Source organism: Streptomyces sp. NPDC042102 (assembly GCF_055582305.1).
The window spans coordinates 29,986-47,741 of record NZ_JBVJDL010000002.1 but is presented as its reverse complement, the minus strand read 5'-3'; the positions used below and the strand labels follow the sequence as shown (position 1 = coordinate 47,741).

At 73.7% G+C, this 17,756-nt stretch carries 13 protein-coding genes; 9 read left to right on the top strand and 4 right to left on the bottom strand.

Going from position 1 to position 17,756, the window contains the following annotated elements; translation table 11 throughout:
• Window positions 1-49: 49 nt before the first annotated feature.
• Together ACZ6KO_RS08240 and ACZ6KO_RS08235 are read right to left on the bottom strand one after the other, a co-directional pair.
• Window positions 50-2,668 (bottom strand): MXAN_6230/SCO0854 family RING domain-containing protein, encoded by a 2,619-nt coding sequence (locus ACZ6KO_RS08240; protein ID WP_469303753.1) that lies wholly within the window; start codon window positions 2,666-2,668, stop codon window positions 50-52.
• 237 nt (window positions 2,669-2,905) lie between these two features.
• Entirely contained in the window at window positions 2,906-3,535 is a 630-nt protein-coding gene (locus ACZ6KO_RS08235; protein WP_469301738.1) for a TetR/AcrR family transcriptional regulator, read from the bottom strand.
• 124 nt (window positions 3,536-3,659) lie between these two features.
• Between ACZ6KO_RS08235 and ACZ6KO_RS08230 the strand changes: the two genes are divergently transcribed.
• The 4 genes from ACZ6KO_RS08230 to ACZ6KO_RS08215 are packed head-to-tail and all read left to right on the top strand — an operon-like array spanning window position 3,660 to window position 7,869.
• A complete protein-coding gene (locus ACZ6KO_RS08230) occupies window positions 3,660-4,457 on the top strand; it encodes an acetoacetate decarboxylase family protein (protein ID WP_469301736.1) in 798 nt (265 codons plus the stop codon).
• 1 nt (window position 4,458) lies between these two features.
• Window positions 4,459-5,343 carry an SDR family NAD(P)-dependent oxidoreductase gene (locus ACZ6KO_RS08225; protein ID WP_469301734.1) on the top strand — a complete coding sequence of 295 codons (885 nt, stop codon included), beginning with the start codon at window positions 4,459-4,461 and terminating at the stop codon, window positions 5,341-5,343.
• 10 nt (window positions 5,344-5,353) lie between these two features.
• Window positions 5,354-6,646 (top strand): amidohydrolase family protein, encoded by a 1,293-nt coding sequence (locus ACZ6KO_RS08220; protein WP_469301730.1) that lies wholly within the window; start codon window positions 5,354-5,356, stop codon window positions 6,644-6,646.
• Window positions 6,643-7,869, top strand: coding sequence for an amidohydrolase family protein (locus ACZ6KO_RS08215; protein ID WP_469301728.1), 1,227 nt, complete (start codon window positions 6,643-6,645; stop codon window positions 7,867-7,869). The genes ACZ6KO_RS08220 and ACZ6KO_RS08215 overlap by 4 nt, the downstream gene beginning before the upstream one ends.
• 27 nt (window positions 7,870-7,896) lie before the next feature.
• Here the strand turns inward: ACZ6KO_RS08215 and ACZ6KO_RS08210 are convergent, their stop codons facing one another.
• Window positions 7,897-10,992, bottom strand: coding sequence for an NACHT domain-containing protein (locus ACZ6KO_RS08210; protein ID WP_469301724.1), 3,096 nt, complete (start codon window positions 10,990-10,992; stop codon window positions 7,897-7,899).
• A 123-nt stretch (window positions 10,993-11,115) separates the two neighbouring features.
• Between ACZ6KO_RS08210 and ACZ6KO_RS08205 the strand changes: the two genes are divergently transcribed.
• Genes ACZ6KO_RS08205 through ACZ6KO_RS08195 form a run of 3 tightly spaced genes read left to right on the top strand, consistent with a single transcriptional unit; the run spans window position 11,116 to window position 13,818 of the window.
• Window positions 11,116-12,012, top strand: a complete 897-nt coding sequence (locus ACZ6KO_RS08205) for a sterol desaturase family protein (RefSeq protein WP_469301721.1) — start codon at window positions 11,116-11,118, stop codon at window positions 12,010-12,012.
• Window positions 12,009-12,740, top strand: coding sequence for a lysoplasmalogenase (locus ACZ6KO_RS08200; RefSeq protein ID WP_469301718.1), 732 nt, complete (start codon window positions 12,009-12,011; stop codon window positions 12,738-12,740). Before ACZ6KO_RS08205 ends, ACZ6KO_RS08200 begins: the two co-directional genes overlap by 4 nt.
• Window positions 12,741-12,774: 34 nt before the next feature.
• Window positions 12,775-13,818 carry a zinc-dependent alcohol dehydrogenase family protein gene (locus ACZ6KO_RS08195; RefSeq protein ID WP_469301715.1) on the top strand — a complete coding sequence of 348 codons (1,044 nt, stop codon included), beginning with the start codon at window positions 12,775-12,777 and terminating at the stop codon, window positions 13,816-13,818.
• A 28-nt stretch (window positions 13,819-13,846) separates the two neighbouring features.
• Here ACZ6KO_RS08195 and ACZ6KO_RS08190 read toward each other — a convergent pair whose 3' ends face one another.
• Entirely contained in the window at window positions 13,847-15,415 is a 1,569-nt protein-coding gene (locus ACZ6KO_RS08190) for a S8 family peptidase (RefSeq protein WP_469301713.1), read from the bottom strand.
• Between the two features lie 256 nt (window positions 15,416-15,671).
• Between ACZ6KO_RS08190 and ACZ6KO_RS08185 the strand changes: the two genes are divergently transcribed.
• Both ACZ6KO_RS08185 and ACZ6KO_RS08180 read left to right on the top strand, forming a co-directional pair.
• A complete protein-coding gene (locus ACZ6KO_RS08185; protein WP_469301711.1) occupies window positions 15,672-16,037 on the top strand; it encodes a DUF485 domain-containing protein in 366 nt (121 codons plus the stop codon).
• The gene (locus ACZ6KO_RS08180; RefSeq protein WP_469301709.1) at window positions 16,034-17,686 is read left to right on the top strand and encodes a solute symporter family protein; all 1,653 of its coding nucleotides are present in this window, start codon (window positions 16,034-16,036) and stop codon (window positions 17,684-17,686) included. Before ACZ6KO_RS08185 ends, ACZ6KO_RS08180 begins: the two co-directional genes overlap by 4 nt.
• The last annotated feature ends 70 nt before the right edge of the window (window positions 17,687-17,756 follow it).

Below are 17,756 nucleotides of genomic sequence, written 5' to 3'. Positions count from 1 at the left end.
ACGGGCCCCGACTGACAGCCGTGGCCGGAAGGCCGGACATACGCGGCTTTCAGCCGAGTTCCGCGAGCAGGTCGCCGGCCTCGGCCCGGACGAAGGAATCCGGTACCTCCCCGTCGCCCTCGAAGAGCCGGTACGCCGTCCCGGACGCCCCCTCGGGAGCCGGTCCGGCGTGCACCCGGGCGAGGAACACCCGCTTCCCGGCGGCCTCCTGGAGGGCCGCCGCCTCCGGGTCCGGGCACGCCAGGCGCTCCTCGGGGACGTCGAGCCGGGCGATCCGCGCGGCGAACGCGACGGCCTCCTCGGCGGCCCCGCGCCGGTAGCGCAGCAGCTCCCCGTCGCGCACGACAGCCACCTCGCGGCAGCGGGCCGCGGCCCGCCACACCGTCAGGTCCCACAGGGTCACCCGGGTCCCCGACCCGAAGTGGTCCCACAGGTCGCGGGCGACGGAGGCGAGCCGCTCGTCGTGCGAGCCGACGCTCTGGAAGCCGTCGGCCGGCGGCAGGTGGACGTCCGTCCAGCGGGCCCGGCGCGCGGCCAGGTCCACCACCATCGGCAGGCTCACCAGCGACGCGCCCGCCAGGTCGAAGCGCTGGCGGACCGTGCGCGGGTCGTACTCCGCGTCCCGGGGAGCGCCGGCGGGCAGGGCCATGAAGCCGGCGAAGGCGTCGGGCAGCTCGTCGAAGGGCACGTTGTTGTAGCTGAAGACCACCGGCACCGCGTACACGTCACCGCGCCGGGCGAGGGCCTCCAGGTCCAGGTCGACGTATTCGGTGGCACCGGCCGGCGCCGGGGCCGAGGTGAGGTCGCCGGAGTGGACGGCCTCGCCGTGGTCGCCGTGGCGCAGCGAGGTGTAGTCGCACAGGCCCGTGACGTTCCAGCCGGCGTCGAGGAACGCCACCGACAGGTCCAGGTCGGTGCGCTGGTCCGCCGGTTCCGTCCAGTGCAGGAACAGCCGTACCACCTGGCCCGCGGGCAGGGTCAGCGTGCTGCCGCGCGGCACGGCCACCAGGGCGCGCGCCGTGGAGCGCGCGCCGAAGGGCACCGTGAGGTCCGCGAGTCCGGCGTCCAGCACCGCCCGCTCGTACGCCCGCCCCCGCTCGCCCGGCTCCGCGCCGGCGGCCTCGAAGCGGCGTACCACCTCGGCCTCCAGCAGCGCCGTGACCGCCGCCACGAGCGCGGCGGGCAGCGGCGCCCGCTCCTCCGGGGCGACCTGGGCCCGGGCGACCCGGCCGGCCGGGAAGAACACCCGGCGGGTCGCGGTGCGGTCCTCGGCGCGCGGGCGCAGCGCGCCCAGCGCCGACAGCAGCGGGCCGGGACCGGCCCCGGGCAGCGCGTGCCGCAGCGCCCGCTCCAGCTCGGGGACGAGTGCCTCGCCGGTGTGCAGCCGCAGCAGGTGGTCCAGGCGCCGGACGAGTTCGCCCGGCCGCTGCCCGGCCAGCTCCGCCGCCCGGCCCGCGTCGCCCTCGGCGAGCGCCTGCTCCAGGCGGCCCGCCCAGGTGGCCGGGCGGATCCGGTCGCCCTCGACGCGGACCGCGTCGGGGTGCATCGAGGCGTGGTCCAGCAGCCAGGCGCCGAACGCGGTCACCGGCGAGGGCGTGCTCCCGCGCAGCACGGCGAACGCCAGCGCCGCCCGCGGGAAGCGGATGTGGTGCTCGAAGGGGTGCAGGACCTCCCCGGCCCGCTTCCAGGCACGCGGGTGCCGCAGCAGGTCCTCCACGAGGTAGGGGGCCGGCAACGCGTCGAGGGCGCCCAGCAGTTCGCGGCGCAGCGGCCGGGGCAGGCCGGCGAACCGGGGCAGCGTGTCCAGCCCGGGGTCCCCGCCCGCGTACACGGCCAGCAGCCGCAGCACGTCGGTCGCGGTCGTCAGCCGGGCGGCGAGCAGGAGCCGTACGGCGTCGCGCGTGCGCGCGTCGCGCAGCAGCGAGCCGAGCACCAGCGCCTTGGTCTCGCGCACCGGGATGTCCACGGGCAGCCAGTCCAGGTCCGCGGGCGCCCAGGGCAGCAGCGTGGCGAGGTCGTCGAGGTCCTGCGGGGCGGGCGGGGTACGCCGGGCCAGCAGACCGGCGAGCACCGCGCCCGCGTCCGCCGCGCGGTCCGTGCCCAGGCGCAGCAGCCGCAGCGGTCCCGTGGGGGCCTTGCGGGTCCGGCCGGAGGCCGCGGTGGCGCGGGAGGCCTGGCGCAGGAAGGGGTCGGCGGGGTCGATCCGGCGGTGGCACAGGGGGCAGCCGGCGTAGTCGGAGCCGTCCCAGCACAGCCGGCAGACCAGGTGCGCGCAGGGCGCGACGGGGAAGACGGTGCGCTGCTCCCCGCACAGCACGCACGGCTGCTCGGGGGCCTGGAGCAGGTGGGCGAAGACCCGGTCGACGTACAGCCGGTCGGTGTCGCGCGGCGTGCTGAACGGGAAGCGGCGCAGCAGGGGGACGTGGACGCGGTCGGCGCCCAGGAGCGCCCCGGTCAGCGCCGCCAGCCGGTCGCGGGCCGGGGCCAGCCGGTCGGCGGGCAGGGCGGCCAGCGCGGCGTACAGGTCGGGCGAGAGGGTCCAGCCGCGCTGGAGGAGGTCGCTCTCCAGACGGCGCAGCGCGGGGCCGGCCGGCTTCGTGGCCGGGGTGGCCGGGGTGTCCCGGTCCACGTGGACGGCGCCCAGGCGGCGCAGCAGGACGGCGTCCAGGGCGGCGAAGGGCTCGTCGGCCCCGTGGGTCTGGGTGGATGCGACGGACTCGGTGCCTTCGACGGCGCTCACGTGGTGGATTCCCCTCCGGGTACGGAAAACGGGGGCGGAGAGTGGGCGCGCGAGTTTTCACCTGAAGAAAGTAGAGAAGGATGCACGCCGGGGAGCCGCCCCCGTCACCCCGATCCCACCACACGCGGTCCGCCCGGCCAAACCGTTATCGGGCGGCCGGCGCCGTCATCCGGGGGCCGGGCCGTCGAGCAGGGCGGCCACCAGGGCCCGTACGGACAGCAGGAACAGCCGCTCCGGGTCGGCCGGCCGGGCCAGCGCCCGGGACAGCGCCGGGTCCCCGGGAGCGGCGGCCGGGTCCCACAGCTCGCCCTCGCCGGGGGACTGCACGGGGGAGCGCTCGCGGTTGCGCTCGACCAGGACGAAGCCGACCACCTGGAACTGCACCGCCCGTACGGCGTCCGCGGCGCGCGTCCCGCGCAGGCCCGCCGCGTGCACCTCGTGGACGAGCGCCTGCTGGGCGGGCAGGAACATCCGCTCGGTCAGTCCGCGTTCGTGGACCATCGCGATCAGGTGCGGGCGCTCGCGCAGCTCCCGGCGCAGGATCCGGGCGACGGAGACGATCCGCTGGGCGGGGGTGCGGCCGGTCGGGCGCAGGTCGCCCATGTCCCGCACGGTGCGCTCCACGAGCGCGTCGAGCAGCGACTCGCGGTTGCCGACGTGCCAGTAGATGGAGGTCACCGCGGTGCCCAGCTCGGCGGCGAGCCCCCGCATGGTCAGTGCCGCCGGGCCGTGCCGCTTGACCAGGAGCGCGGCTGCCCCCAGCACCTCCTCGCGGGTCAGCGCTCTTCTGCCCATGACCCGGCCCCTCCATCTGTCGATCCGTCAGTTCTGGTGCGTGCAGCCCTCTTTACCCTTCATCGGCACCGGTGTAACTGTGTTACAGAAGCCGGCAGCCCCGTCGACGAAGGGTGGTCCACCCATGGCACGCGTACGGTACGGCGCACGGACGGAGGCCGAGATCTCGGCCTCGCGCGAGAAGAGCTCCCAGCTCCCCGACATCTGGTCAACCGGCGTGGTGGCGCTGTGGGAGAGCGATCCCGACGTGGTCGCTGCGGTCCTGCCGCCGCCGCTGAAGCCCGCCGAACGTCCGCTCGTGCGGGCCAACATCAGCAAGGTCGACCTGCCCGGCTACCCGCTCGGCGCCGGCTCCGTGGCGGTCGCGGCCCGGCACGGCGGGGTCGAGGGCTGGTACCCGCTGGTCATGCCGATGACCCACGAGCGCGCCCTGACCGGCGGCCGCGAGGTCTTCGGCGAGCCGAAGAAGCTGGGCGAGGTCACCGTCGAACGGGACGGCCTCGTCGTACGGGCCGCGCTCGCCCGGCACGGCATCGCCTTCGTCGAGGTGCGCGGCGCGGTCGACCGCGCGCTGCCCCTGCCCGAGCCCACCCGCAAGACGGACTTCTACTTCAAGTTCCTGCCCGCCGTGGACGGCAACGGTTTCGACGCCGACCCGGTGCTGGTGCACTGCACCCGCAACGAGAAGGTCCGCAAGCTGGAGAACATCACCGGTGACGTGGTCCTGCGGGAGTCCATGTTCGATCCCGTGGCCGACCTCCCGGTCCGCCGGATCGTCGAGATCACCATCGGCGAGAAGACCACCGACCAGCAGGGCCGGATCGCCGAACGGGTCAGCGCCCAGGCCCTGCTGCCCTACATCCACCAGCGCTACGACGACCCGATGCAGATCCTCGACGGGCCGCCCGCGGGGAGCGTGTGACATGCGGCTCGAACCCGGCCAGACCGCCGTCGTCACCGGCGCCGCGAGCGGTATCGGCCTCGCCATGGCCCGCCGCTTCGCGGCCGAGGGCCTCAAGGTCGTCCTCGCCGACGTCGAGGAGAAGGCCCTCGAGCGGGCCGCCGACGAGCTCACCGCCGACGGCGCCGAGGTCCTCGCCCGCCCCGTCGACGTCGGCGACCGCGACGCGGTCCTCGCCCTCGCCGACGCCGCGTACGAGGCCTTCGGCGCGGTCCACGTCCTGTGCAACAACGCCGGGGTCGGCTCCGGCGCCGAGGGCCGGATGTGGGAGCACGAGCCCAACGACTGGAAGTGGGCCTTCTCCGTCAACGTCTGGGGCGTCTTCCACGGCATCCAGGCCTTCGTCCCCCGCATGATCGCCGGCGGCGCCCCCGGCCACGTCGTCAACACCTCCTCCGGCGACGGCGGTATCGCCCCACTGCCCACCGCCTCCGTGTACGCGGTCACCAAGGCGGCCGTGGTCACCATGACCGAGTCGCTCTACGCCCACCTGAGGGCCGAGGGCGCGGCCATCGGCGCCAGCGTCCTCTTCCCCGGCCCGCACATGCTGCGCACCGGCCTGTGGGAGTCACACCGCAACCGCCCCGAGCGGTTCGCCAAGGAGCGCCCGCGCCGGACCCCGTACCGCAGCCTCGACCAGTACGAGTCCGCGATGAGGCAGGCCGGCCACGAGGTGGACTTCACCCCGGTCGAGGAGGTCGCCGACCACGTCGTGGCCGGCATCCGCGCCGACCGCTTCTGGATGCTCCCGGCGAGCGAGCACAGCGACCGCCAGATCCGCGCCCGCTCGCAGTCCATGCTCGACCGCGCCAACCCCGCCTACCTGGAAAGCTTCATCCTCGACTGAGGGGACCGACGTGCCCGACGAGACGTACGAAGACCCGTACCTGATCATCTCCTCCGACTGCCACGCGGGCCTGCCCACCGAGCGGTACCGCCCCTACCTGGACGCGCGCTTCCACCCCCGGTTCGACGAGTTCCTGGGCCAGCGCGACGCCCGCCGCGAGGAGGCCACCCGGCTGGGCGTCCGCAACGAGGCCTTCGCCGAGAAGTGGTTCCATGACCACGAGGAGGGCCTCCGGGGCGGCTGGGACGTGGCCCAGCGCCTGAAGGAACTCGACGGCGACGGCGTGGCCGCCGAGGTCGTCTTCCCCGACGCGGACGCCGTCGACAGCCAGACCGCGGCCCCCTTCGGCGTGGGCCTGGGCCTCTCCGGCGACCAGGACCCCGAGCTCGGCATGGCCGGCGCGCAGGCGCACAACCGCTGGCTGGCGGAGTTCGTCTCCGAGAACCCCGAACGCCACTGCGGCGTGGCCCTGCTGCCCATCACGGGCGAGCCGGACAAGGTCGTCGCCGAGATCCACCGGGCCAAGGAGTCGGGCCTGGGCGCGCTGATGATCCCCTCGATGTGGGTGGACCGGGCGCCGTACCACGACCGCCGCTACGACCCGGTCTGGGCGGCGGCCGCCGAGACGGCCATGCCGGTCGTCACCCACTCCGGGGCCGCGCCCCGCCACGAGTACGGCGACCACCTCGGCATCTACGTCTCCGAGGTCACCTGGTGGCCGGCCCGGCCCCTGTGGTTCCTGCTCTGGTCCGGTGTCTTCGAGCGCCATCCGGGCCTGAGGTTCGGGGTCGCCGAGTCCGGCTGCTGGTGGCTGCCCAACCAGCTCTGGTTCATGGACCGCCTCTACCTCGGCGCCCACGGCGGCAAGAAGCTCTCCCCGTTCGCGGAGCTGAAACGCCCCCCGAGCGAGTACCTGGACCGCCAGGTGTTCGTCTGCGCGACCAACACCAAACGGCGCGAGCTCGCCCAGCGCTACGAGATCGGCGTCGACAACATCCTGTGGGGCTCGGACTTCCCCCACCCCGAGGGCACCTGGCCCAACACGCGGAGCTGGCTGCGCAACACCTTCCACGACATCCCGGTCGGCGAGACCCGCCGCATGCTGGGCCTGGCGGCGGCGGACGTCTTCGGCTTCGACACGCAGAAGCTGGCCCCGCTCGCCCGCCGGATCGGCCCCACCCCGGCGGAGCTGGGCCAGAGCGCGGACCAGGCGGCGGTGGAGGCCTCCTGGGCGCGCTCGCGCGAGGTGGGCCGGCACTGGCTGACCGAGCACGACTTCCCCGTGCTGGGGGCCGGCCGATGACCGACCGCTACACGGTGATCTCGGCGGACTGCCACGCGGGCGCCGACCTGCTCGACTACAAGCCGTACCTGGAGAAGAAGCACCACGACGACTTCGACGCGTGGGCGGCCACCTACGTCAACCCGTACGAGGACCTGCTCGCCGACACCGCCGACCGCAACTGGAACTCCGCCCGCCGGCTGGCGGAACTGGAGGCCGACGGCATCGTCGCCGAGGTGGTCTTCCCCAACACCATCCCGCCGTTCTTCCCCAAGGCCTCGCTGATGGCCCAGCCGCCGGAGCGGGCGGAGTACGAACAGCGGTGGGCGGGCCTGCAGGCCCACAACCGCTGGCTCGCCGACTTCTGCGCGGACGCGCCGGGACGGCGGGCGGGCGTCGTCCAGATCCTCCTCAACGACGTGGACGCGGCCGTCGCCGAGGTCCGCCGCACCCGCGAGGCGGGCCTGACGGGCGGCGTCCTGCTGCCCGGCGTCCCGCCCGGCTCGCCCGTACCGGAGCTGTACTCCACGGCGTACGACCCGCTGTGGGCGGTGTGCGCCGAACTCGGCGTCCCCGTCAACCACCACGGGGGCTCGGCGTCGCCGCCGCTGGGTGACGAACCGGCGGCCCGCGCCGTGTTCATGGTGGAGACCACCTGGTTCTCGCACCGCGCCCTGTGGCACCTGATCTTCGGCGGCGCGTTCCGGCGCCATCCGGACCTGAGACTGGTCCTGACCGAGCAGGGCTCGGGCTGGATCCCGGGCGTGCTGGAGATGCTGGACTACTACCACGGCCGGCTGGTGTCCGCCGCGACGAAGGCGGCCACGGCGGAGTCCAAGTTCGGCGCAGGCCTGGCGGAGGCCATGGGACGGGGCCCGAGCGAGGTCTGGCGGGACAACTGCTTCGTGGGCGCGAGCTTCATGCGCCCCCACGAGGTCCCGCTGCGGGACCGGATCGGCCTCGACAAGATCATGTGGGGCAGCGACTACCCCCACGACGAGGGCACCACTCCCTTCTCCCGCGAAGGCCTGCGCATCGCGTACGCGGGCCTGCCGCGCGAGGAGGTCGCGGCGATGGTCGGCGGCAACGCGGCCCGCGTGTACGGCTTCGACCTGGCCCACCTGGACGCGCTGGCCGCCGTCCACGGCCCGACGGTGACGGAGATCGCGGCCCCGTTGACCACGGTCCCGGACGGCGCCACCAGCCCGGCCTTCGCCACGGGGGGCTCGGTCCGGGTCTGGTGACGGGGGTTCCCGCCGGGGCGGCCGGGCTCAGTGGACCCTGAGCCGCTCCGGCGGGAACCCTTCCGTACCGCTTACGTCGGTGCCGCTGTAGAGATGGACCGTGAGGTCCGCGAGCCCGGCCAGGGGTGCCAGGTCCACCGTGCCGCAGGCGCTGAGGGAAAGGGTCTTCAGCCCGGTCGCCTCTCGCAGGACCCCGAGCCCGCCGGTGAACCGGCAATCGGCGAAGTAGAGGCTGTCCAGCCGGGGGAACCGCAGCACGTCCTCGAGGTCGTAGGCGTCGTCGTGGAGGAGCTGGAGCGAGGTGAGGTCCGGTGGCCGGGCCATCGAACGCAGCTCCTGCGCCTGCCGGCTCCCCGCGATGCCCAGGAACGACAGGTCGGGCCAGCGCTCCAGGCCGTCCAAGGACATGTCCTCGGTCCCTTCGTGGAGCCACGCACTGGTGAGCTGGTACCGCCCCGGGAGCTCGCCCACCGACCGGTGGCCACCCGTGGTGGCCAGGCCGAGCGACTCGAGCCCCGGCAGTCGCTCCAGGACGCCCAGACCGACTTGGTGGCTACCGAAGGTGAACAGGTACCTCAGGGGTACCTCCGCGAGGGGACCCAGGTCCGTCAGCGCCGTGCACCTGGTCAGGCTGACGTGCTCCAGCTCCCGGCACCTGGCCACGGGCCCGATGTCGAACAACTCGGGCGAGTCGAGTACGTACAGCGCTTCCATGCCGCGGTGGGCGGCGACCTCGGGCGGCACCCGCCGGACGTCGTCCAGCCGCAGGCGCTTGAACTGCGGGAGCGCCGCCAGGCAGTCCAGCTGGTGCTGGGTCCGCAGGGTCAGCACCCCGTTGCCCAGCGAGGCGCCGTCGAGCACGGCCTCGGCGTACTCGTCGGCCTTGAACCTGCCCCAGGCGTCGTCCAGTTCCGTGATGACCTTGGGGCGTACCTCCTCGCGGAACCGGCGGATCACCGCCAGCGCCTGGTCGCCGCCCACCAGGGCCGCCGTGCGGACGGTCGCCGCCGTCTCCGCCTCGCCCAGGCCGTCGGCCGACGCCGGCAGCAGGTCCAGGACCACCCCGCCGGCCTTGGCCAGCTCCTCCGCCTGCTCCGGCGTCCGCGGCGGCAGCAGGTCCGCCGTCCGGGCCTGGACGTCCGCGCGGACCGCCGGGTCCAGTTCCGGGGCGTGTTCCAGGCTGGCCGCCGCCAGCAGGACCAGCCGGTTGCGGATCCCCTTGGCCCGGTCGGCCCGTCGCAGCAGGCCGCGCAGGAGCCGGGTCCGTTCGTCCGGGCGGGCGTGGCCCACCGCCATGCGGACCACGTCGTCCCACGTGTCGTCGTGCGCGTTGCGCACCAGCACGCCGAAGTCCCGCGACTCCACCGCCGCCTTGGCCCCCAGATAGTCCTGGAAGGTCCGGTGGACGAAGTCCACCGTGCCCGGCACCGGTTCGCGCAGCAGCCCGCTGCGGATCAGCAGGTGGGCGAAGACCTGCTCCGCGTCCCCCTGCTCCCGCACCTGCGGCATCGCGGCCAGCCATTCCCCGATCATCTCGACGGCCTCGTCCCGGTCCGCCTGCACCTGCCCATTGCGGATCAGCCAGTACGCGAACCGCTGGAGCAGCAGGATCTGCTCGTCCCGGGTGAGCCGGACCCCCTCCACCCCGTGGATCTCCCGCTCGGTGTCCCGCCGCACCAGCAGCATGTCCAGCGCCGCGTCGTACAGCTCCTTGCGCGCCCGCGGCAGCTGCATCCGGCGGTCCCGGTTCAGCGCGCACAGCAGGGCGCACATCAGCGGGTTGGTGGCCAGCCGGCCCAGGTCCCGGCGGGCCGAGACGGCCTCCAGCAGCGAGGCCTCGTACGCGGCCAGGTCCTCCCCGTCGGTTCCGGACGGGCAGTCCTCCGCGCGCGCCGCCCGGTGCCAGTGGGCGAGGAAGCTCCGCACGTCCTCGCGTTCCATCGGCAGCAGGGCGTGCGGGGTGAACCGCTGGCCCGCCAGCCAGTCCTCCGGCACCGCCGAGGGCCGGGTGGTCACGACGTACCGGGCCAACGGGAACGCGGAGACCAGCGAGCGCAGCCAGGTCTCGGTGCGGGCGCGCAGCCGCTGCGGGACCTCGTCGACGCCGTCCACCAGGACCAGGGCGCGGCCGCTCAGCATGAGGTTCTCCACCCAACCGGGCGGGGCCGCCAGCGGCACGCCCGCCGCTCTGAGGAAATCCTCCGGCAGCGGCAGGCTCTCCGCCGTGGTGAAGGCGCGCAGGCGCAGCACGAACGGTACGTACGTGCCCCACGGCCCGCCCGCCCGGCGGGCCGCGTCGACGGCGAGCCACTGGAGCAGGGTGCTCTTGCCCGAGCCGGCCGGCCCGCGCAGCAGCACCCGGTCCGCCGCCGCCAGGGCCTGCTCGGCCTTGACGGTGATCCGGTGCGGCCCCGCCTCGCCCGGCAGCGGGTGCTGCTCGCCGCTCACGGCGAGGCCGATGTACGCGAGGTCCAGCGCCCATTCCTCCCGCCGCCGGCCGGTGGTCAGGCCGAACAGCTGGAGCCGGCCGTGGGTCCTGGCGATGTACCGCGCGTACCGCTCCTCGAAGGCCCATGCCGTCCCGTCCGCGCGGTCGGCGTGCTCGGCCAGCCGGTCCATGGACCGCCGCAGCTCCCCGGTCCTGCGGACCAGTTCCACCTGGGCGCGGGCCCCGAAGCCGGGCAGCGTCGTCAGGTACTCCACGGCGTGCAGGCAGGTCAGCCGGATCAGCTCCCGGCACACCGGCTCGGCGGCCGCGCTCAGGCCCGCGCCGGTCGGTACGGGCAGCCGGGCCGCCAGCGCCGCCGGGTCGAGGTCGGCGGCCAGGAGGGCGTCGGCGTCCACCGGCCCCAGCGCGGCGAAGGCGTCGGCGGCGGCGTCGAGGGCCGCCAGCCGTTCGTGCTCCGGCAGCCCGGCGGCGGCCCCGCCCAGCCGGTCCGCCAGTCCCTCGGCCAGGCGGCGCAGCTCGGCCTCGCCCAGTCCGGCCGGCCGCTGCCAGCGGGGGGCCGGACGTACCGGCCGCTCCGTCAGGCCCGCGCCGGGCACCTGCCCGAGCCGCGCCGTGACCAGCCGTCCCACCATCGCGGTGGCCGTCCGTAAGACGGCCGTCTCGATACCCGCCATTCCCCCCGCCCCTCCCCGGATGTCCTGGTTCGGACCCTAGTCGGCGAACCGTCGGTAACACCGATGCATACCGATCGGTAACAGCCTCTGGCGGCACCCCGGATCCCGCCCTATGGTGCGGGCATGCCGAACCTGCCCGACGTCGTGCTGTGGTCCGTACCCGCCTTCGTGCTGCTCACGATCCTGGAGGCGGTGAGCTACCGGATCCATCCGGACGAGGACGCCGCCGGGTACGCCGCCAAGGACACGGCCACCAGCCTCACCATGGGCCTCGGCAGCCTGGTCCTCGACTTCTTCTCGAAGATGCCCTTCGTCGCGCTGTACACGGTGGTGTACGAACTGACCCCGCTGCGGGTGCCGTTCCTGTGGTGGACCCTCGCGCTCATGCTGCTCGCGCAGGACTTCTGCTACTACTGGCAGCACCGCAGCCACCACGTCGTGCGCATCCTGTGGGCCTCGCACGTGGTGCACCACAGCAGCCGCAGGTTCAACCTCTCCACCGCCCTGCGCCAGACCTGGACCGGCGCCACCTCCTGGCCCTTCTACCTGCCGATGATCGCGCTCGGCGTGCACCCGGCGGCCCTGGCCTTCTGCTACTCGGTGAACCTGCTCTACCAGTTCTGGATCCACACCGAGCGGATCGGCAAGCTGCCCCGGCCGGTCGAGTACGTCTTCAACACCCCCTCGCACCACCGCGTCCACCACGCCTCCCAGGGCGGCTACCTGGACCGCAACTTCGGCGGGATGCTGATCGTCTGGGACCGGCTGTTCGGCACGTTCACGGTGGAGACGCAGCGCCCGGTCTTCGGTCTGACCAAGAACATCACCACGTACAACCCGCTGCGCGTGGCCACCCACGAGTACGCCGCCATCGCCCGCGACGTACGGGCCGCCACGAGCTGGCGCGAGCGAGCGGGCCGGATCTTCGGTGGGCCGGGCTGGCAACCGGCCCCCGCCACCGCGGTCAGGACCCCCGCCCCCGCCACCGCCCCCTCGACCCCCACGGAGTCCCCCGCATGAGCGCCCGCACCGCCCCCACGCCCGATCCGGCGGCCGCCGCCGCCCGGCTGCGCGCGCCTTCCTGGGCCGTCCCCGCGGCCGCCGGGCGCCGTGCCGCCGCCGGCCGGGTGCTGCTGGCCGCCTTCGGTGTGGCCGCCGCCGTCGACCTGGTCTCCCTGCTCGCCGGCTGGCACCCCGGGCACCTCGTCGCCAAGCCGCTCCTGATGCCCCTGCTCGTCGGGTACGTCCTGACGCGGCGCGCCCCGCGGCTGCTGGTCGCCGCCCTGCTCTTCGGCTGGGGCGGCGACGTGGCCCTGCTCTTCGACGCCGAGGCCGCCTTCCTCGTCGGCATGGGCTCCTTCGCCCTCGGCCACGTCTGCTATCTCGTCCTCTTCGGCCGCCGCCCGGCCGACCCGCGGCTGGCCGCCGGGTACGCCGTCGCCCTCCTCGGCACGATCGCCCTGCTCTGGGGCGACCTCCCCGCCGATCTGCGCGTCCCCGTCGCCGGCTACAGCCTGCTGCTCACCGCCATGGCGTTGCGCTCCAGCGGCCTGGGCCGCGCCGCGGGGGCCGGCGGCGCGCTGTTCCTGCTCTCCGACACCCTGATCGCCACCGGCGTCGCCGAGTGGCCCCAGCTGCCCCGGCCCGACTTCTGGATCATGCTCACCTATCTGGCCGCCCAGTACCTGCTGGCCCGCGGCGCCCTCGCGCGGGGGCAGGCGTACGGTAGGGAGGTTCCGCCCGCCTGACGTCCCGCCCGCCCGACCCCGAAGGACCCGCACCATGCGCGCCACCGTCATCCACGCCCCGCACGACATCCGCGTGGAGGAGGTGCCGGACGCCGCGGTCAAGGAGCCCACCGACGCGGTCGTGCGCGTGCTGCGCGCCTGCATCTGCGGCAGCGACCTGTGGGCCTACCGCGGCGAGGCCCAGCGGCAGCCGGGCCAGCGCATCGGCCACGAGTTCCTCGGCGTCGTCGAGGAGGCCGGCTCCGCCGTCTCCGGCTTCCGGGCCGGCGACCTGGTCGTCGCCCCCTTCATGTGGTCCGACGGCACCTGCGACCACTGCGCCGAGGGCCTGCACACCTCCTGCCCGAACGGCGGCTTCTGGGGCTCGGTCGGCTTCGACGGCGGTCAGGGCGAGGCCGTCCGCGTCCCGCAGGCCGACGGCACCCTGGTGAAGCTGCCCGCCGACGCCGTCTCCGACGACCACCTGCTGACCGGGCTCCTCGCGCTCTCCGACGTCATGGGCACGGGCCACCACGCCGCCCTCGGCGCGGGCGTGCGCCCCGGGTCCACCGTCGCCGTGGTCGGCGACGGCGCGGTCGGGCTGTGCGGCGTCCTGGCCGCCAGGCGGCTGGGCGCCGAGCGGATCATCGCCCTGGGGCGCCACACCGCCCGTACCGACATCGCCAAGCTCTTCGGCGCCACCGACGTGGTCGCCGAGCGCGGCGAGGCCGCCGAGGCCGCCGTACGCGAGCTGACCCGCGGTCAGGGCGCCCACGCCGTCATCGAGGCCGTCGGCACCGAGCAGTCCATGCGCACCGCCGTGAACATCACCCGCGACGGCGGGGCCATCGGCTACGTCGGCGTCCCGCACGGCAGCGGCACCGGTCTCGACCTCGGGGTGATGTTCGACCGCAACATCACCCTGCGCGGTGGCGTGGCACCGGTGCGCGCGTACATCCCGGAGCTGCTGGCGGACGTCCTGGACGGCACGATCGACCCGGCGCCCGTCTTCGACCGCACGGTGGGCCTGGACGACGTACCGGCCGGCTACCGCGCCATGGACGACCGCAGCGCCCTCAAGGTGCTCATCACCCCCTGAGGGCGTCTGCCGCCGGGAGGCCGTCAGCTCACCACGTGACGGCCTTCAGCGCGTTCACCACGCCCGCCCCGTAGTAGCCGGTGCGGCCCAGCGCCCCGGTCTCGCAGGTCGTCGCCGGTATCGGCTTGCCGGTGGCCGGGTCCAGGATGTGCTCCGGGCAGCCCGGGTTGTCGGCCTGGACCTTGAGCAGCAGCTGGATCTGCGCCGGCGAGGCCCACGGGTGCCGGCTCTTGATCAGCGCGGCCACCCCCGCCACGTGCGGGGCGGCCATCGAGGTGCCCTGCTTGTAGCCGTACCGGCCGCCCGGCAGCGTGGACAGCACCCGGCCGTTGGCGTCCGGCGTGGCCGCCTTCTGCCACTTGTCGCCGCCGGGACCGGCGACGTCGACCACGCCCAGGCCGTAGCTGGAGTAGTACGAGCGGAAGCCCTCGGGGCCGACCGCCGACACCGAGACCACGCCCGGCAGCTGCGTCGGCAGGTCCAGGCAGACGCTCGGGTCGATGGTCCGCGGCACCGGAGTGGTGTCGTTCGGGCTGGTGTCGTCGACGATCGCGTCGGAGGCCAGGTCCCAGTTCTCGTTGCCCGCCGAGGCGACGTTCAGGGTGCCCCTGCGCTCGGCGTACCGGGTCGCCCGGCCGATGGCCTCCACCAGGGCCTTCTGGTCGTCGTCCGTGGTGCAGTTGAAGTACCAGGGGTCGACGTAGTAGCTGTTGTTGGTGATCTCGATCCCCTTCTCCGCGGCGAACATGAAGCCGCAGACCACCGACTCGGTGTAGAAGAGGCCGCTGCCGGGGTCGCTCACCTTGATGGCCGCCACCTTCACGCCCGGCGCGACCCCGCTGATCCCGGCGCCGTCGCGGGCCGCCGCGACCGTGCCCGCCACATGGGTGCCGTGGTCGCTGCCGTCCGGGTACGGCCGCCAGGCGCCCTCGGTGGTGTCGGCCACCCCGCCCACGCAGTTGGCGGACTGCCCCGGGGAGAAGTTCGCCGCCAGATCGGGGTGGGTGTCGTCCACACCCGTGTCGATGACACCCACCGTGACGTCCGGGCTGCCATCGTTGATCTTGTGAGCCTGATCGGCCTTGATCGCCCGGAGGTCCCACTGGCTGGGCTCCAGCGGCTCCTGGCCCGGCGCGGCGGCCGCCGCGGTCCGGGCGGCCTCCGCCGCGCCCAGCACCTCGGTGGTGCCCTCCTGGGTGGTCTGCACGGCCTTCAGCGGAGCCGTACGGGTGGCGCCCACCGAGGAGACCCCGCGCTGCGCCCGCACCTCCTTGGCGAAGGCCGGGTTCCCGGAGTGCGCGACGACGACCCCGATCTGCTCATAGGCCGTCACCACCCGGCCGCCGGCCCGCTCGATCGCCCTGCGCGCCTGCTTGACCGCGCCCTTGCCCTCACCGGTCAGATTGACCACGTACGAGAGCTCCGGTCCGGAGGCGGGGGCGGTCGCGCCCGGCGCGGTGGCCGCCGTCGCGTCCTGCGGCGCGGCCGAGGCCGAGACCGCCGGCAGCAGGGCGAGCGAGGCCGTGAGCGCCAGGCCGACCGGTACGGCGAGCGCGCGCCCGCGCCGACCGGACCGACGCGATCCCGGATGAGTCATGGGGTCTCCACATCCTCGTGAGGAAGCCGTCCCGCCGCGGGTCACGGCTGGCGGGTTCATGACACGTGAAGCTAGCGCCGGTGTTCCCGTCCGCGCCATCAGTTCGAGAAATCAGGCCCGAAAGATCCAGCGGGTGTTGAACCGTCCCGACGCGCGGTACGTGCCGTTGACAAGGGGGCATCAGCACCACCGTCCCCCACCGGAGGTCTTCATGTCCGTCGTCCCCACCGCATCCGCGCCACAAGGAGAGCCCCCCGTGACCACCGAAGCAGCGCCGCCCTCCGGCGGCGCGGACACGCACCCGGCGAGTCCCACGGCAGCAGAGTTCGCAGCCGTCCAGGAGAGCGCGGAGTTCGGCGAACTGCGCAGGTCCTACCGTTCCTTCGCGTTCCCCCTCACCGTGGCCTTCATCGCCTGGTACCTGCTCTACGTGCTGCTGTCCAACTACGCGACCGGCTTCATGGGGACCAAGATCTTCGGCAACATCAACGTCGCCCTCGTCCTCGGCCTCGGTCAGTTCGCCACCACCTTCGCCATCGCCTGGTGGTACTCCAAGCACGCCGCCGAGAAGCTCGACCCCAAGGCCGAGGCCATCAAGTCCCGCATGGAGGCCGGAGCATGAGCGCCCCCCTGGCCGCGACCCTCGCCGTCGGCGCCTCCGAGCACCGCCCGCTGATCATCACCCTCTTCGGGCTGTTCGTCGTCGCCACCCTGGCCATCACCGTGTGGGCCGGCCGCCAGACCAAGGGCGCCGCCGACTTCTACGCCGGCGGCCGCCAGTTCACCGGTTTCCAGAACGGCCTGGCCATCTCCGGCGACTACATGTCCGCCGCGTCCTTCCTCGGCATCGCCGGCGCCATCGCCCTCTTCGGCTACGACGGCTTCCTCTACTCCATCGGCTTCCTCGTCGCCTGGCTGGTCGCCCTGCTGCTCGTCGCCGAGCCGCTGCGCAACTCCGGCCGCTACACCATGGGCGACGTCCTGGCGTACCGGATGCGCCAGCGGCCCGTACGGACCGCCGCCGGCACCTCCACCATCGTGGTGTCGATCTTCTACCTGCTCGCCCAGATGGCCGGCGCCGGCGTGCTCGTCTCCCTGCTGCTCGGCATCACCAGCGACGGCGGCAAGCTCGCCATCGTCGGCCTGGTCGGCGTACTGATGATCCTCTACGTCACCATCGGCGGCATGAAGGGCACCACCTGGGTCCAGATGGTCAAGGCCGTCCTGCTCATCGCGGGCGCCCTGCTGCTGACCTTCCTGGTGCTGTGGAAGTTCAACTTCAACATCTCCGACCTGCTCGGCAAGGCCGCCGAGAAGAACAGCAACGAGGTCCTCAAGCTGCCGCCGGGCACCCCCGAGTTCCTCGAGCCCGGCCGCAAGTACGGCGCCACCGAGACCTCGAAGCTCGACTTCATCTCCCTCGGCCTCGCGCTCGTCCTCGGCACCGCCGGCCTGCCGCACATCCTGATCCGCTTCTACACCGTCCCCACCGCCAAGGCCGCCCGTAAGTCCGTGAACTGGGCCATCGGCATCATCGGCGCCTTCTACCTGATGACCATCGCCCTCGGCTTCGGCGCCGCAGCCCTGCTGAACCGGGCCGACATCATCGCCTCCAACCCGGCCGGCAACACCGCGGCCCCGCTGCTCGCCCAGGCCCTCGGCGGCGGCGCCGACTCCACCGGCGGGGCGATCCTGCTCGCCGTGATCTCGGCCGTCGCCTTCGCCACCATCCTCGCGGTGGTCGCCGGCCTCACCCTGGCCTCCTCCTCGTCCTTCGCCCACGACATCTACGTCAACGTGATCCGCAAGGGCAGGGCCACCGAGCAGGAGGAGGTACGCGCCGCCCGCTGGTCCACCGTCGTCATCGGCGCCGTCGCCATCGTCCTGGGCGCCCTCGCCCGCGACATGAACGTGGCCGGCCTGGTGGCCCTCGCCTTCGCGGTCGCGGCCTCCGCCAACCTGCCGACCATCCTCTACAGCCTCTTCTGGAAGCGCTTCACCACCCAGGGCGCGCTGTGGTCCATCTACGGCGGCCTGGTCTCCTCCGTGGTCCTGGTGCTCTTCTCGCCCGTGGTCTCCGGCAACCCCAAGACCTCGATGTTCAAGGGCGTCGACTTCCACTGGTTCCCGCTGGAGAACCCCGGCCTCATCTCCATCCCGCTGGGCTTCCTGCTCGGCTGGCTGGGAACGGTCCTCTCCAAGGAGACCCCCGACCGCGAGAAGTACGCGGAGCTGGAGGTGCGCTCCCTCACCGGAACCGGCGCCCACTGAGGCACAGCGTCGATCATCCGAACACGGACCGTGGCCGCGTCGTACGTCCCTACGACGCGGCCGCGTCACG

Excerpts from the sequence above, each read along its gene's own strand:
- ACZ6KO_RS08195 (WP_469301715.1), top strand. The coding sequence starts at position 12,775 with ATGCGCGCCACCGTCATCCACGCCCCGCACGACATCCGCGTGGAGGAG.
- ACZ6KO_RS08230 (WP_469301736.1), top strand. The coding sequence starts at position 3,660 with ATGGCACGCGTACGGTACGGCGCACGGACGGAGGCCGAGATCTCGGCC.
- ACZ6KO_RS08210 (WP_469301724.1), bottom strand. The coding sequence starts at position 10,992 with ATGGCGGGTATCGAGACGGCCGTCTTACGGACGGCCACCGCGATGGTG.
- ACZ6KO_RS08225 (WP_469301734.1), top strand. The coding sequence starts at position 4,459 with ATGCGGCTCGAACCCGGCCAGACCGCCGTCGTCACCGGCGCCGCGAGC.
- ACZ6KO_RS08235 (WP_469301738.1), bottom strand. The coding sequence starts at position 3,535 with ATGGGCAGAAGAGCGCTGACCCGCGAGGAGGTGCTGGGGGCAGCCGCG.
- ACZ6KO_RS08200 (WP_469301718.1), top strand. The coding sequence starts at position 12,009 with ATGAGCGCCCGCACCGCCCCCACGCCCGATCCGGCGGCCGCCGCCGCC.
- ACZ6KO_RS08205 (WP_469301721.1), top strand. The coding sequence starts at position 11,116 with ATGCCGAACCTGCCCGACGTCGTGCTGTGGTCCGTACCCGCCTTCGTG.
- ACZ6KO_RS08215 (WP_469301728.1), top strand. The coding sequence starts at position 6,643 with ATGACCGACCGCTACACGGTGATCTCGGCGGACTGCCACGCGGGCGCC.
- ACZ6KO_RS08190 (WP_469301713.1), bottom strand. The coding sequence starts at position 15,415 with ATGACTCATCCGGGATCGCGTCGGTCCGGTCGGCGCGGGCGCGCGCTC.
- ACZ6KO_RS08180 (WP_469301709.1), top strand. The coding sequence starts at position 16,034 with ATGAGCGCCCCCCTGGCCGCGACCCTCGCCGTCGGCGCCTCCGAGCAC.